The organism is Streptomyces sp. NPDC047453 (assembly GCF_040643155.1).
Lineage (GTDB): Bacteria > Actinomycetota > Actinomycetes > Streptomycetales > Streptomycetaceae > Streptomyces.
In genome coordinates, this window is sequence record NZ_JBEYTS010000007.1 from 17,337 (window position 1) to 31,569 (window position 14,233).

Below are 14,233 nucleotides of genomic sequence, written 5' to 3' on the forward strand. Positions count from 1 at the left end.
GCGGGGTTCAGTTGGTGAAGGTGAAGTACTTCCAGGCGCCGTGGGTCGTGGAGTTGACGTTGTCGCCGGAGGAGCCGTTGATGTACGACGAGCGCATGCGGGCTCGGATGCCGGACGTGCCCGGTGCCTCCAGGCTCACGGACGACTTGCCCTTGGTGGACAGGGCGAAGTACTCGGAGCCCGAGTCGTACCAGGAGCCCTGGTAGTACACCTGGAGCTGGAAGCGCTGCTTGCGGCCGGGGTAGTAGGTCATGGTCGTGGTGAACAGCGGGTCGGTCTTCTTGCGGAAGTAGTAGTACGTCGTGGAGCCGATCTTGCCCGTCTTGTAGTGCCTGGAGACGGCGGTGGAGACGTTCACCCGGGCGTACGCGGTCGACTTCACGGTCTTGGCGGTGTAGCGGGCGTCGCCGCTGAAGACGGCGGTGACGGTGGTGTCACGGGTCATGCCGACGGTCGCCGACAGGTTGCCCTTGGAGTTGACCTTGGCCGTCTTCAGCAGCTTCTTCGGCTTGTCGGGGCCGAAGGGGTCCGCGTAGATCGAGACGGTGCGGTTCTTGTACGTCGTGCCGAGGTGCGCGGTGAAGGTGACCTTCTTGCCGTACGAGTACAGCTTGCCGTTGTTGTTCAGGGTCAGCGCGGGCGCCTTGCGGGAGACGTCCACCACGCCCGAGCCGGACGCGGGCATGTGGGCGGCGTCGCCCGCGTAGGAGACCTTGTAGGTGACCTTGCCGCCGGCGGGCGGGGTGTCCGTGAAGGAGAAGCTGCCGTCCGCCTTGGTCTTGACGGCGGCCAGCGCCTTGCCGTTCGGCGACTCGACGTCCGTGCGGGTCACCTTCAGGGCGGTGCCCGCGGCGGGCAGCGTCTTCGAGGTCAGTTTGCCCTTGACGGTGAGCTGCTTGGCGCGTTCCGACTTGGCGGGTGCCGACACCTTGAGGGTGGGCAGTTCCTTGGTGGGGTCGGTCAGGGCGCGCAGGGTGTGGGTGCCGTAGGAGTTCACGGAGACGGCGAAGACCCGGCTCGAGTCGGGCGCCCAGGCCAGCGCTCCGTCCACGAGAGTGTCGGCGCCGCTGTCGTTGCCGGTGTTGGGGAAGTCGTACTCCCGCACCGGCACCCGGTCACCCGGCCGGTGGATGTGGACGTCGGGGTCGTACCAGGAGAAGCTGCCGCCCGCGATGGTGCCGTCGGGCGCGATGCGCACGGCGTTCGGGTACGCGCCGACGGGGTAGCCGGCCAGCTCGGTGAGGTCGGTGGTCGAGTAGGCGCCGAGGCTGTAGCCGGGGCCCCACGAGGTGAGCACCTGGCTGCCGTCGGGCATCAGGTCCAACTGCTTCACGCCGCTGCCCATGTCGCCCTCGGCGCGCAGGGTGGCGCCGTCGGCAGAGACGTCGTACACGGCGAGCATGGAGCCGTTGCCCGCCACCAGGACGCCCGGGACGGCCGGGTCGGCGGCCAGCAGCGTCCCGGCGCCCGGGTAGGAGTCGGTGTCGCCGCGCTGGGCGAGGTGAACGACGGGTTCGGGGCCGGAGACGTCGAGCGAGCCGAAGTCGCCGCCGTAGGAGAACCAGATCCGGCCGTCCACCTCCTCCAGGTCGCCGGGCGCCGCGCCGACCGGGTAACTCGCGGTCTGGGTGTACGTCCCCGTCTCCACCGAGACGATCCGGTTGCCGTCCTTCACGGCGGCGTACACCTGCCCGGAGTCGGCGGACAGCGCGAGGCCGGTCACGCCGGAGAGCCCGGTGAGCGTCGCCTTCACGGTGCCCGTGTAGTCCGTGACGACGATCTTGCCGGCGGTCGGGTCGGAGACGTAGACCCGCTGGTGGGTACCGTCCACGATCATGTCGCCGACCGACTTCACCGGAAGGACCTTCGCGGAGTCGGCCGCCGCCGGACCCGCCACGCCCGTGGTCAGGGCCACGGAACTGAGGACGACCGCGAGTGCCGTCGCGGTCGAGATGCTACGCCTGCGCACAGTGATGGAACCCCCACGGAAGAAGCCCGGTTGTCACCGGGCGGAAACGGACAGGCCGCGTGCCCCCCTCGCACCGACGACGGGTGCGTGGACGGGCAGCGTATGGCATGCCAGTGACAATTGAGGACTGAAATACCGCGCCGCGACGCGACCGGACCAGTTGGGAGCCGTACGGCCCTCGACCCTCGCGGTTTCCCGAGCTCAGGGCGGTTGGGGATGCAGTGGGCCGGCTGTCGTCAGCCCGTGCTCGTCCATGCGTCCGGGCGAGGCGCCAGCACCGCGGAGACGACCGCGCCGGATGAGGTCACGACATCGGCCACGAAGCGCAGGCGTCCGATGCCGAGGCGTCGTAGCGCCGGGCCGTGGTCGGCGGCGACGACGAGGGAGGCCGCGAGCAGAAGAAGTTGCCACAGGGCCATCACCGGGCGGCGCGTCACGCGGGGCAACTCCGCCAGGGAGGCGTGCAGTCGCTCGCAGTGGAAGGGGACGTGGCGCTGCTCGTCGGACAGGATCCGCCCTGCCGCATCCGAAGTGAGCGCGTCGTCGGTGCCGTCGCGCAGGGCCCGGTAATAGCGCAGAGCCACCACTTCCGCGATCATCAGCACCAGCAGTTCCATGCGCAGGCCCATGAGACGCCGCAGCCGTACGAAGACCGTGTCGCTCCAGTGGCCGGGCAGGGTTGGTACACCACCCGCCGCCAGCACACGGGCGAGTAGACGGGCGTGGTTCTGCTCCTCGGCGACGAAGAGCCGGACTGCCTGCGCGTAGTCGGGGTCACCGGCCTCATCCGCTTTGCCGACGAGGTTGGCGCCGTCGCCGTCCTCGCCGACCTGGAAGCGCTGAATACTGGCCCACACCGCCGGGTGCAGCGTCGCGCTCTGCCCCCAGTCCGGGTCGCCCTGGGCGCGCCTGCGCTCGCGCTCGTCCTCGAACTGCCTTGTCGTGGCGAAGCCGTCCGTGTGCACCCGGTCTCCCCTCCCCGGGGCACGGCCACCGTGCCCCGGGGAGGGACGACGCCGGCGGACGCCGAACCGTTCCACCGCTGCCGGGAGCCGCGAACCATGGAGGGCGCAGGCGGCCGGGCGCGCTGGTCCAGCCCACGCACCAGCTCCGGCTCCGGCTTCAGTTCCTCGGGGCCGGTCGGACGCCACAGGGTCGTCCACCCAGGCGATGGTGCTTCAGCGCAGCCGCACATCAGGCCGTGCGGATCCCCCAACCCGGCTTCCTGTGCGCCAGGTTGGGGGATCCGCCAGTCGGCCTTCCCGTTACGAACCGGTCGTGACGGTGATGGTGCCCGTCAGGGTGAGCGGGGCGCCTGTGCCGTCCTCGGGGGTGGCCGTGAGTTCCCAGGTGTAGGTGCCGGTGGCGGCGGGCTTGCCGTCCGTGAGGGTGCCGTCCCAGCGGACCGTGAGGGCGGTGCCGTGTGCGGGGGGGTGAGGGTGCGCACGACCTTCTTCTTGCTCTTGATGAGCAGTTGGGCGTCGGTGTACGGCTTGGACAGCTGCCACGCCGGGTTCCACGTGGCGCCGGCCCTCGGGGCGAACGCGGCGTCGGTTCGCGTGGCGGTCGCGGTGAGGGCCTGGGTGGGTACTCCGCTCGGTGCGACGTGTGCCGCTCCGTCCGCGTCCAGCCAGGCGACGCCGCCGCCGTACTTGTCGACGTCGTAGTTCTTCACCCAGGGCACGGTGGGCAGGTCGGTGAGCACCCGTGGCGCGGCCGCGGTACGTCACACCCGTCCGCCGAGCCTCGTCAGCCCAGTGGTTCACTCAGCTCGATGGAGCGCAGGGCTGCCGCCAGAGCCCGTTCGTCGCCGACGTCGAGAGCCGTGTCGGTCAGTTTGATGACGTGTTCGTCGCCGTGCTCCAGGGCTCGTTCGACGACCTCTTCGGGGGTAGGGGTGCCCGGTGGGGTGTATGCGGCAGGGGCGTCCGGCGCGTACATCGCGGTCACCGCCGCGGAGGCCGTCCAGGCGGCCCGCAGGCTCGGTGCCCACAGGGGGCGCGGGAGCGCGGGCAGGACGCGCAGGACGGCGTTGGGCGCCGTGGCCGCGTGGACCAGCATCGTCGCTTCGCCATGGCCGTGGGTGGCATACCGGTGGGTGGCCGCCCGCACCAGCTCGGTGAGGTGGTGATGCGCCGCGTCGGGATCCGTGACCGTGGCCGCGGTCGCCCAGGTCGGCAGGCCCCTGACACGCGCGAGCCGGGTGGGGAAGCCGCCGTCCCGTTCGGCGATGGGCGTCACCGCGTCGAGGGCGGCGGCCGCGCTGTCGGCGCCGGGCAGCGGGACGAGGGCCGTGACGGGGTGGTGTCGGGCCGCCCAGTAGCCGAGGCCGTGGGCGAGTTCGGTCAGACGTGGCTCGGTGGCCTCGCCGGCGAGGAGCGTGCGGACCGCGTGGCCCACCCGGATCACCGGGTGCGTCGAGCCGCCGTACATGCCGGGCAGGAGCCGGGGCCACCACTCACCGAGCACGTCGCGCCAGGGGCGCTCGGCGACCTCCCGCCCGAAGTAGCCGATCCAGTCGGCTGCGCGGCGCGGATCACCGAGCGCGCGCCGCCAGTCGGCGGCCGTGACCGGTTCGACGCCGGACGGGAACTCCTCCAGCCTGGGTGCGTACAGATCGAGCCAGCGGTGCACCGAACGCGCCTGTCCGTGGGCGGCCAGCGCCTCGACGGCCATCGGCGCGTGATTGGTGAGCCGCCCCAGCCGCTCCGGCCCCGAGCTGTGCAGTCGTTGGAGCGCCTCGTCGAGAATTCCCGTCGTATCCATGGCAGGGAAGGTAGGCGGGACTCCGCGGCGGCGTAACGGGCTGAAGGCTTAGGCCCGGACCTAGGACCGGTGCGAAGTGGCCTTCGCCGGTGGTCCGGGCGGCAACGGCGGAAAGGGGAGAAGGCGGTCCCGGCCAACCAGCTGCCCGGCCACCCACCCGCAGGCCCGGGTCACCCCAGACGGCGTACCGGCTTGCCCGCCAGGTACGCCTGAATGTCCTCCACGGCGTCGCCGTAGTACGTCGCGTAGTTGGCCTGCGAGACGTAGCCGAGGTGGGGCGTGGCGAGCAGGCGCGGGGCGGTGCGCATCGGGTGGCCGGCGGGGAGCGGTTCGACGTCGAACACGTCCACTCCGGCACCGGCGATCCGGCCCTCGTGCAGGACGGCGAGCAGTGCGTCCTGGTCGACGATGTCGGCACGCGAGGTGTTGATCAGGTACGCGGTGGGCTTGAGGAGGGCGAGTTCGGCGGCGCCGAGCAGGCCGCGCGTGCGGTCGCTCAGCGCGAGGTGGACGGAGACGAAGTCGCTGCTCGACAGCAACTCCTCCTTGGAGGCGGCGAGTTCCACGCCCACCTCGTCGGTGCGCTCCTTGGTGAGATTCCGGCTCCAGGCGCCGACCCGCATCCCGAAGGCGAGGCCCACCTGCGCGACCCGACTGCCGATCTTGCCGAGGCCGAGCAGACCCAGGCGGCGGCCCTGGAGATCGGCGCCGACGGTGGACTGCCAGGGACCGCCCGCGCGCAGCGCGTTGTTCTCGGTCACCAGGTCGCGGGCGAGGCCGAGCAGCAGCGCCCAGGTCAGTTCCACCGGCGGGGTGGAGGAGCTTCCGGTCCCGCACACGGTGACGCCGCACCGCTCGGCGGTGGCGTAGTCGATGACCGAGTTGCGCATACCGGAGGCGACGAGCAGCTTCAGGCGGGGCAGGCGGTCGAACAGGGCGGCCGGGAAGGGGACGCGTTCGCGCAGGGTGACGACGATGTCGAAGTCGGCGAGGGGTTGGCGAGTTCGCCCTCGTCCGAGATGTGCTCGCGGAACGCGACGATCTCCCTCGACCGGCCTCCAGTCGGCGGAGGCGAGGGCGGCACCCTGGAAGTCGTCGAGCACGGCGCAGCGCAGTGGCATGTCGGTGGTCTCCGTCCTCGGTTCGGACTGAGCCAGAGCTCGAAGCCGGGGACGGCCGTCACGTGCTCACCGGGGCGACGACACGGGGCGTCGGGGCGGTCTTCTTCGCCGTCGCCTGCACGGCCGTGGCGGCCCGGGCCTTCGAGACCGAAGCGGCCTGGACCTGCGCCGCCCCCGCCTTCGTGACCGTGCCGTGCGGCGCCTTCGCGGGTACGGCGTACGACACCGTGGCCATCCCCGCCACGGCGGCGGTGACGGCGGCGCAGGTCAGATACTTCAGCGTCCGTTTCATGAACGGGCAACTCCTAGCGGAACACGGACCCTTGGGGGATCCAGGCTGGCTGTGGGAAGGAGGGCGCCTCTCCACCCGTTCACCCCTCCGGGTTCCCTTCCGGATGACACCCCCCGCGGAATTTCTTCGCGAGCGGCGTTCCGGGCCGACGCGCGCCGGGCGCTGTTCCCGCTCCGCTCGGCGCCCGGCGGAGATAATCGGGGCATGATCCCCTCACGGTGCGCCGCGGCCGAGTGCTCGTGTTCCCGGTCCGGGCAGGGACCGTTCGCGGACGGCGGCAGCGCCGGATGAACGCCGGTGAGGTGCGGCGGCGGCTGCTGGGCGACCTGCTGGCGGTGGGGGCTCCGTACGGGCTGGCGCTCGCCGGTGGGGACGCGGTGCGGGCGCACGGACTGGTGGACCGGCCCGGCCGGGACGTCGACGTGGCCACCGAGAGCCCGGTCGAGACCGGGGACATCGTCGCGGCGGTGCGGGGCGGCCTGGAGGAGCGCGGCTGGCGGGTGCGGGCGTCGGGGACGGAGCCGCTGGCGGCCCGGCTGGTGGTCGGTATCCCGGAGGCCGGGGGCGGGGCTGGGGCCGGGGAGGAGTACGCCGTGCAGGTGCTCAAGGAAGTGCTGTGGCGGCCGCTGGAGGCGGGCGAGTTCGGCCCGGTCCTCTCCGTCGAGGACCTCGTCGGCACCAGGGTGCGCGCACTGGCCGGTCAGGGGCTCGCCCCCGACCTCGTCGACGTCCACGCCGCCGCCGACCGGTGGAGCCACCCGGAGCTGGAGGAACTCGGCCGCCGCCACTCCGGTGACGCCCTCGACCTCACCGATCTGCAGACCCGGCTCGTCGGCGCCGAATGGATCGACGACCGCGAGTTCGCGGCCTGCGGGCTCGACGACCGGGCCATCGCCGAGCTCCGCAGCTGGGCCCAGGAATGGGCGGACGACATCGGCGAACGGCTCGCGGAGTCCTCGGCGCCACCCGACGACGAGTGACGCCACCTCGCCACCCGACGACGAGTGACGCCACCTCCTACGACCGACCGACCGCGCGCCGCCGCCCGTCCCCTCCCCCGCCCGTACCTACCGCGACCCACAGCCCGCCGCCCGCAGCCGGGCCCCTCGCCAAGGGATCAGCCGGTGATCACCGCCAGCCCCTCCGGAGCCGACACCTCCGCCGATCCGTCGGCCCTCACCGTGATGTCCAGGCGGCCTCCGGCGACTTGGAGCCCGGTGAGCGTCAGCGGGCCGTACGCGCCGGAAAAGCCCGGGGTCATCGTGAGGGTGCCGGCCGGGACGTCCGCGCTCAGGCCGAGGGCCGACTGAAGCACGAGGACCGAGGACGCGGCCGCCCACGCCTGGGGCCGGCAGGACGCCGGATAGGGCGCGGGGCGCGGGCCGGCCTCGATGCCGTGGCCCGCGAAGAGTTCGGGCAGCCGGGCGTCGAAGCCCGCGGACGCCGTCAGCAGGCCGTCCGCCAGCGACGCCGCGGCGTCCGGGAAGCCGGACCGGACCAGGCCGTGGACGGCGATCGCCGTGTCGTGCGGCCAGATCGAACCGATGTGGTAGCCGTACGGGTTGAAGCCCACCGCCTCGCTGCTCAGCGTGCGCAGACCGTGGCCCGCGTCCAGGTCGCCGCCGGAGAGCCGCGCGGCCAGGAGCGCGCTCTCCTCGTGGTTCAGCAGCCCCGTGCCCAGGAGGTGGCCGAAGCCCGAGGTGACCGTGTCGGCCGGCCTGCCGTCGCCGTCCAGCGCGACCGCCGGGTACGGGCCCCGTTCGTCCTCCACCCAGAAGCGCTCGCGGAAGCGCGCGGCGAGCCGGTCCGCCCACTCCTCCCACTCGTCGGCCCCCGGGCGGCCGAAGGACCGCAGCAGCGCCGCTCCGCCGCGCGCGGCCTCGTAGGAGTACGCCTGCACCTCGCACAGCGCGATCGGCGGCTGGGCGAGGCTGCCGTCGCGGTACCGGATGGAGTCGCCGGAGTCTTTCCAGCCCTGGTTGGCCAGGCCGCGGCCCGACAGGTCGACGTACTTGAGGAAGCCGTCGCCGCCGGCGTCCCCCTGATCGCGCATCCACGCCAGCGCCGACTCGGCGTGCGGCAGCATCCGCTCCACCTCCTCCGGCGCCAGGCCCCAGCGCCAGGCGTCGTGGAGCAGCGAGATCCACAGCGGGGTGGCGTCCACCGTGCCGTAGTACACCGGCGGGAGCGAGAACGTGTCGCTGAACGCCGAGGTGTCGCGCCGGACTTCGTGCAGGATCTTGCCCGGCTGTTCCTCGGAGGCCGGGTCGGTGACGCCGCCCTGACGGCGGGCGAGGGTGCGCAGGGTGCCGGCCGCGAGCTCGGTGCCGAGCGGGAGCAGCATACGGGCGGCCCAGAGCGAGTCGCGGCCGAAGAGGGTCAGGAACCAGGGAGCGCCCGCGGCGAGGAACTGGTCCGGCCGGTCCCCGGGCGAGCGCGGGTCGGTCAGGCGCAGGCGGTCCAGGTCGGCGAGGGACTGCTCCAGCCACCGGTCGAGGCCCCGGTCCGCGCTGCGCAGGACGGGGGTGCGCCACGGTAGGGAGTCGGCGGGGGGCGCCGGGAACTGGTCGCCGTCCGCGTGGGCAGCGGTGCAGCGCAGGGTGACCGTCCACGAGGTGCCCGGGGCCAGGGCGATGTCGTACGACAGCCGGCCCGCCGGGACGTCCAGCGCGTCGGGCGCGGGCTCGCTGGTCAGGCGCACGGCGAACCCGTCGCTCTCCCAGGACAGTTCGCTCCCGCCGTAGTTCGTGGCCTGCGGGGGTGCCGTCTCCACCAGGCGCCCCGACTTGACCTGCTCCATGGTGGCGAGGTCGGTGGCGGCCGTGACCGTCAGCCGGAAACGGACCGGCTGGGTGCCCGCGTTGGTGACTTCGAGGACTTCCTCGAGCCGGCCGGCGGCCGTGGTCCGGCGGCGGTGCAGGGCGACCGCGGGGTCCGCCGTCACCTCTCCGAGCCCCCGCAGGATCGACCGGAAGTCCGCCCGGTCCGCCCCGCGCAGCCCGTGCCCGACCGGCGCCAGCGGGATGCCGTCCGCCGCGACGGTCAGCCGGGAGAGCGCCCGGCGGTCGCCGTGGAAGAAGCCGTCCGCGCCGCCGCCGAGGGCCCCGTCGGCGCGCGAGATCACGAAGGTCGGGGCGTACAGCGTGACGACCGCGTCGTGCAGAAACGGCTGAAGGCCCTCGGTCACCGCGGGGGGCGGCGTGACCGAGCCGTTGGTGTCGGGGGTCTTGACAGTCGAGTCCAAGGGAGTAGAACCTCTCAGCGTTTGATCGTTCCAAAGACACTAAGTGACTCGTCAGAGCGCTGACAATGCTTTTGGAACGCTAAAACACGCTCATCGTTCCCTCTGCACGCCGGAGGCCCGCAATGGCCCGCTCCAGCAACGACCCGCCCGCCAGGGGCGGCCCGGTGACGCTCGCCATGGTCGCCCGCCGGGCCGGAGTCTCCCCGCAGACCGTGTCGAACGCGATCAACTCGCCCGACCTGCTGCGCTCCGAGACCCTGGAGCGGGTCCGCCGGGTGATCGACGAGATGGGCTACCGCCCCAGCCGGGCCGCGCAGACGCTGCGCACCCGCTCCAGCAAGCTGATCGGCTACGGCATCCTGCCCTCCCCGGCCAGCAGCCCCGTCCTCGACCGGTTCCTGCACGCCCTGTCGCAGGCCGCCGACGAGGCCGGCTACCGGATCCTGCTGTTCGCCTGCCAGCCCGGCTCGCCGACCCTGGACGGCTACGAGGAACTGCTCGACCAGCACGAGGTCGACGGCTTCGTGCTCAGCGGCACCGAGCACAACGACCCGCGCCAGGCATGGCTCGCCAAGCGGGACGTGCCGTTCGTCGCCTTCGGCCGGATGTGGTCGCGGCGGCAGATCGGCGACTGGATCGACGTCGACGGCGCCTCGGGCACGGACGCCGCCGTGGAGCACCTGATCGGCCTGGGGCATCGCAGGATCGCCTTCCTCGGCTGGGGACGCGGCTCCTCCGGCGCCGGTGACGACCGCGCCGAGGGCTGGCAGCGGGCCATGAAACGGCACGGGCTGCCGACCCGCGGGCGCCGCGCGCAGAGCGTGAACGACATCGACGTGGCCCGCGCCGCCGTGAAGCCGCTGCTGGACGCGGGGGCGACCGCGGTGGTCGCGGCCAGCGACATGCTGGCGCTCGGCTGCTACCAGACGCTGCGCGAGCGCGGATCCGTCCCCGGCCGCGACGTCGCCGTGGTCGGCTTCGACGACTCGCCGACCGCCGAACTCCTGTCCCCCGCGCTGACCTCCATCGCCCAGCCGCTGGAGGAGGTCGGCCGGGAGTGCGTACGGCTGCTGCTGGCGCGGATGGCCGCTCCCGACGCGCCGCCCGAACGCATCCTGCTGCCGCCGTCCCTGGTCGTCCGGGACAGCACCCGCGCATCCGCTGCGGGCGAGGTCGCGCCCGCCGTCTGACGACGGTCCGGCAGACGCCGGGCACCAGGGTCGGCGCCGTCCCAACTGGCGCCGTCCCAACCCGAGTTCTCTCCTCCTCCACCCCCCGGCCGTGTTGCGCGCCGCCGGGCGGAGCCGCCACTCACATCCCCGATCACCGGAGGAATCCATGTCCCACCGTACGGCCGCCACGGCCCTCGCCACCTGCGCGGCGCTCCTGGCCACCGCGGGCTGCTCGTCGAGCTTCGGCGGCGGCAGGAAGACGGAACAGGACACCGGCTCCAGCCAGCACCTGACGGTGCTGATAGCCAGCTCCGGCGACGCCGAGACCAAGGCCGTCAAGGAGGCGGCCGCCGCGTACGCCAAGGAGTCCGGCAACAAGGTGACCGTCGACGTCGCCAAGGACATGAACCAGCAGCTCGCCCAGGCGTTCGCCGGGCACAAGCCGCCGGACGCCTTCTACGTCAACTCCGACCAGTTCGCGAACTACACCAGAGGAGGCTCCCTTTACGCCTACGGCGACAAGGTCAAGGACGCCGACGACTTCTCCGAGCAGCTGCGTGCCTCCTTCACCCACGACGGCAAGCTGGTGTGCCTGCCCAAGGACACCTCCACGCTCGCGCTGGCGGTCAACACCGGCCTGTGGCAGAAGGCGGGGCTGACCGAGAAGGACTACCCGACGACCTGGGACCAGCTGAAGAAGGTCGCGGGCAAGCTGACCGGGCACGGTACGACCGGGCTGGTCGTGGGTGCCGAACACGCGCGGCTCGGTGTCTTCATGAAGGAGGCCGGCGGCTGGATGACCAACGCCGACCAGACGGAGATGACCGCCGACAGCGCACAGAACGTGCAGGCGCTGACCTACGTGCAGTCCCTGCTGAAGTCCGGCTCCATGAAGTACGCCAACCAGGTCGACACCAACTGGGGTGGCGAGGCCTTCGGCAAGGGCAAGGCCGCCATGACCATCGAGGGCAACTGGCTCGACGGCGCCATGAAGGCCGACTACCCCGACGTCAAGTACAAGGTGGTCCCGCTGCCCGCCGGTCCGGCCGGCCAGGGCACGCTCGCCTTCAGCCAGTGCTGGGGCGTGGCCGCCGAGAGCGCCCACCAGGCGGCGGCCGTGGACCTGGTGACGTACCTCAACTCCAGCACGCAGCAGCTGAAGAACGCCGACGCCTTCGGCGTGATGCCCTCGCGCACCAGCGCCCTGGCCGAGTACGCGAAGCAGAACCCCGGTGCGAAGGCGTGGGTCGACGGAAGCGCCTACGCGCAGGGCCCGGTGACCCTCGCCGGATTCGACAAGGTGCTCGGCCAGTTCAACACCGACCTCGCGGGCCTGGCCACCGCCGATCCGAAGAAGATCCTCGCCGACCTGCAGCGCAACGGCGAAGCGGCGCTCACGAAGGGCAACTGACCCACCGTGTCCGCGCGTACGCCACACCACCCCCGTCCGGAGCCGCGCTCCCGCGCCGGCCAGGGGTCCCGTACGGCCGGCCCGCCGGGCGAACCTGACACGCCCGGCGGGCCCGGCCCGAAGTCTGCGGCGCCCGCCCGGCGGGTGGGGCGCCGCGCGGAGGGCGCGTGGGGCTGGCTGTTCGTCAGCCCCGCGGTGCTCGTCCTCGGCCTCTTCCTGGTCCTCCCGACCCTGATGGCGCTGTGGGTGAGCCTGCTGCACTGGGACGGGCAGTCCAACCCGTTCAGCACACAGGCGGATTTCGTCGGCCTGGACAACTACCGGGCGCTGCTCGCCCACGACGGGCTCGACCGCACCCTGTTCGCGACCTCCCTGCGCAACAACGTGTACTACGTGCTGCTGACCGTGCCGCTCCAGACCCTCCTCGCCCTGAGTCTGGCACTCATCGTCAATCAGCGGCTGCTGCGCGCCCGGGGCGCCCTGCGCACCGCGTTCTTCTTCCCCTCGGTCACCAGCTCGATCGCGGTCTCCACGATCTTCCTCTTCCTGTTCCAGGGCAGTGGAGCCGTCAACACCGCGCTGTCCTGGATCGGGGTGAAGGGCCCGAACTGGTTCAACGACCCGCGCGGAGTGCTGTCCCTGCTGCTCGGCGGCCTGGGCATCGTCGACACCGGCCATCCCTCGGGTGCGCTGGCCGACCACTCCTTCATGGGGCTGTCCTGGTTCGAGTGGCTGTCCGGGCCGTCGGTCGCGATGTGCACGATCATCCTGCTCGCGGTGTGGACGACCTCCGGCACCTTCATGCTGATCTTCCTCGCGGCCCTTCAGGACGTCCCGCGCGAGTTGGAGGAGGCAGCAGCGATCGAAGGCGTCAGCCGCTTCCAGATGCTGCGGTACGTGACGCTGCCCGCGCTGCGGCCCGTGCTGTTCCTCGTCCTCACGCTCGGTCTGATCGCCACCTGGCAGGTCTTCGACCAGGTGTACGTCATGAGCCAGGGCGCGCCCGGCAACACCACGCTCACGCCGGCGTTCCTGTCCTACTCCACCGCTTTCGACGACGCCGACTTCGGCCAGGGCGCGGCCATCGCCTTCGTCCTGCTCGTACTGATCCTGACCATGACGGCCGTCCAGCGCTTCCTGCTGCGCGAGCGCGCCGCCCGTCCCCGGAGGAACCGATGAGCGCCCCTTCCACGGCCGCCCGGGCGCAGGGCCGTCCGGTGCTCGGACGCTTCCCCCGGCCCGTGCGGATCCTCGGGTACGCGCTGGTGGCGGCGCTCGGGCTGCTGTATCTCATGCCGTTCGCCATCCAGTTGGTCACCGGGTTCAAGACGGACCCGGACGCGGCGGCCCATCCCCTCGGGCTGTTCCCGGTCACCCCGACGACCGCCGCCTACCAGCGGCTGTTCGGGATCAGCCAGGCCGGGGACGGTGTGCCGTTCCTGCGCTGGCTGGGCAACTCGGTGTTCGTCGCGGTCGTCGTCACCACCGGGCGGGTGCTGTTCGCGTCGATGGCCGGGTACGCGCTGGCCCGGCTGCGCTTTCCCGGCCGCACGCTGCTGTTCGGGTTCCTCCTCACCGTGATCGCGGTGCCCCCCATAGTGCTGCTGATCCCGAGGTTCCTGGTGCTCAACACCTTCGGGCTGTTCGACACCTACGCCGCCATGATCCTGCCGCTGCTGGTGGACGCGGCGCAGGTCTTCATCATGAAGCAGTTCTTCGAGTCGATCCCCCGGGAGGTGGAGGAGGCCGCCCGCGTCGACGGCGCCGGTGTCTTCCGCACCTTCTGGTCGGTCGTCCTGCCGATGGCCCGGCCCGCCCTGATCACCGTGACGATCCTGGCGTTCCAGGGCTCCTGGAACGAGTTCACCCACTACCTCGTGGCCACCCAGTCCAGCCAGTACGAAACCCTGACCACCGGCCTCGCCCGCATGGTCTCCGGCAGCCTGGGCGGCGGCACCCAGTACCCCCTGAAACTGGCCGCGGCCCTCCTGTCGACCCTCCCCGTGGCAATCCTGTTCTTCTGCTTCCAACGCCACTTCGTCCGGGGCGCGAACGCGGGGGCGGTCAAGGACTAGACCAACCACACCAACCCACCCACCGAACACCGCGGCCATCCGCGCCGCGGCGGGTGGTGCAACCCGCCGCGCCGTCCATAACGTTTCTGCAGGTCAGCAGGGGTGTTCCGTGGTCACCTGGGACGGTGAAACAGGTCGGAGTCCCGCAACTCGCCCTGCCTGGGCGCGGTTGTCCCCCGTGAT

12 protein-coding genes are annotated in these 14,233 nt (G+C 72.0%); 5 read left to right on the forward strand and 7 right to left on the reverse strand.

The window, feature by feature from the left end; translation table 11 throughout:
* Nucleotides 1–7 precede the first annotated feature (7 nt).
* The 6 genes from ABZ818_RS09025 to ABZ818_RS09050 all read right to left on the reverse strand — a co-directional run bounded on the left by ABZ818_RS09025 (nt 8) and on the right by ABZ818_RS09050 (nt 6,148).
* Complete coding sequence (locus ABZ818_RS09025; RefSeq protein WP_361412518.1) at nt 8–1,969, reverse strand: Ig-like domain repeat protein; 1,962 nt, start codon at nt 1,967–1,969, stop codon at nt 8–10.
* Between the two features lie 236 nt (nt 1,970–2,205).
* Nucleotides 2,206–2,934 carry a ferritin-like domain-containing protein gene (locus ABZ818_RS09030; protein ID WP_361412520.1) on the reverse strand — a complete coding sequence of 243 codons (729 nt, stop codon included), beginning with the start codon at nt 2,932–2,934 and terminating at the stop codon, nt 2,206–2,208.
* Nucleotides 2,935–3,266: 332 nt separating this feature from the next.
* Entirely contained in the window at nt 3,267–3,644 is a 378-nt protein-coding gene (locus ABZ818_RS09035) for a hypothetical protein (protein WP_361412522.1), read from the reverse strand.
* Nucleotides 3,645–3,718: 74 nt separating this feature from the next.
* Nucleotides 3,719–4,735, reverse strand: a complete 1,017-nt coding sequence (locus ABZ818_RS09040) for a questin oxidase family protein (RefSeq protein ID WP_361412524.1) — start codon at nt 4,733–4,735, stop codon at nt 3,719–3,721.
* A gap of 170 nt (nt 4,736–4,905) precedes the next feature.
* Nucleotides 4,906–5,856, reverse strand: a complete 951-nt coding sequence (locus ABZ818_RS09045; protein WP_361412526.1) for a D-2-hydroxyacid dehydrogenase family protein — start codon at nt 5,854–5,856, stop codon at nt 4,906–4,908.
* A 58-nt stretch (nt 5,857–5,914) separates the two neighbouring features.
* Nucleotides 5,915–6,148: a hypothetical protein gene (locus ABZ818_RS09050; protein WP_361412528.1), complete on the reverse strand. Its 234-nt coding sequence runs from the start codon at nt 6,146–6,148 to the stop codon at nt 5,915–5,917.
* Nucleotides 6,149–6,435: 287 nt separating this feature from the next.
* On the opposite strand from ABZ818_RS09050, the gene ABZ818_RS09055 reads away from it, so the two are divergent.
* On the forward strand, nt 6,436–7,128 hold the full coding sequence (locus tag ABZ818_RS09055; RefSeq protein ID WP_361412530.1) for a hypothetical protein: 693 nt from the start codon (nt 6,436–6,438) through the stop codon (nt 7,126–7,128).
* A gap of 137 nt (nt 7,129–7,265) precedes the next feature.
* On the opposite strand, the gene ABZ818_RS09060 is transcribed toward ABZ818_RS09055, so the two are convergent.
* A complete protein-coding gene (locus ABZ818_RS09060) occupies nt 7,266–9,392 on the reverse strand; it encodes a glycogen debranching N-terminal domain-containing protein (protein WP_361412532.1) in 2,127 nt (708 codons plus the stop codon).
* A 122-nt stretch (nt 9,393–9,514) separates the two neighbouring features.
* Between ABZ818_RS09060 and ABZ818_RS09065 the strand changes: the two genes are divergently transcribed.
* The 4 genes from ABZ818_RS09065 to ABZ818_RS09080 all read left to right on the forward strand — a co-directional run bounded on the left by ABZ818_RS09065 (nt 9,515) and on the right by ABZ818_RS09080 (nt 14,050).
* Nucleotides 9,515–10,582: a LacI family DNA-binding transcriptional regulator gene (locus ABZ818_RS09065; protein WP_361412534.1), complete on the forward strand. Its 1,068-nt coding sequence runs from the start codon at nt 9,515–9,517 to the stop codon at nt 10,580–10,582.
* 148 nt (nt 10,583–10,730) lie between these two features.
* The gene (locus ABZ818_RS09070; protein WP_361412536.1) at nt 10,731–11,975 is read left to right on the forward strand and encodes an extracellular solute-binding protein; all 1,245 of its coding nucleotides are present in this window, start codon (nt 10,731–10,733) and stop codon (nt 11,973–11,975) included.
* A 144-nt stretch (nt 11,976–12,119) separates the two neighbouring features.
* Nucleotides 12,120–13,154, forward strand: a complete 1,035-nt coding sequence (locus ABZ818_RS09075; RefSeq protein WP_361412538.1) for a sugar ABC transporter permease — start codon at nt 12,120–12,122, stop codon at nt 13,152–13,154.
* Nucleotides 13,151–14,050, forward strand: coding sequence for a carbohydrate ABC transporter permease (locus ABZ818_RS09080; protein ID WP_361412540.1), 900 nt, complete (start codon nt 13,151–13,153; stop codon nt 14,048–14,050). Before ABZ818_RS09075 ends, ABZ818_RS09080 begins: the two co-directional genes overlap by 4 nt.
* Nucleotides 14,051–14,233 lie beyond the last annotated feature (183 nt).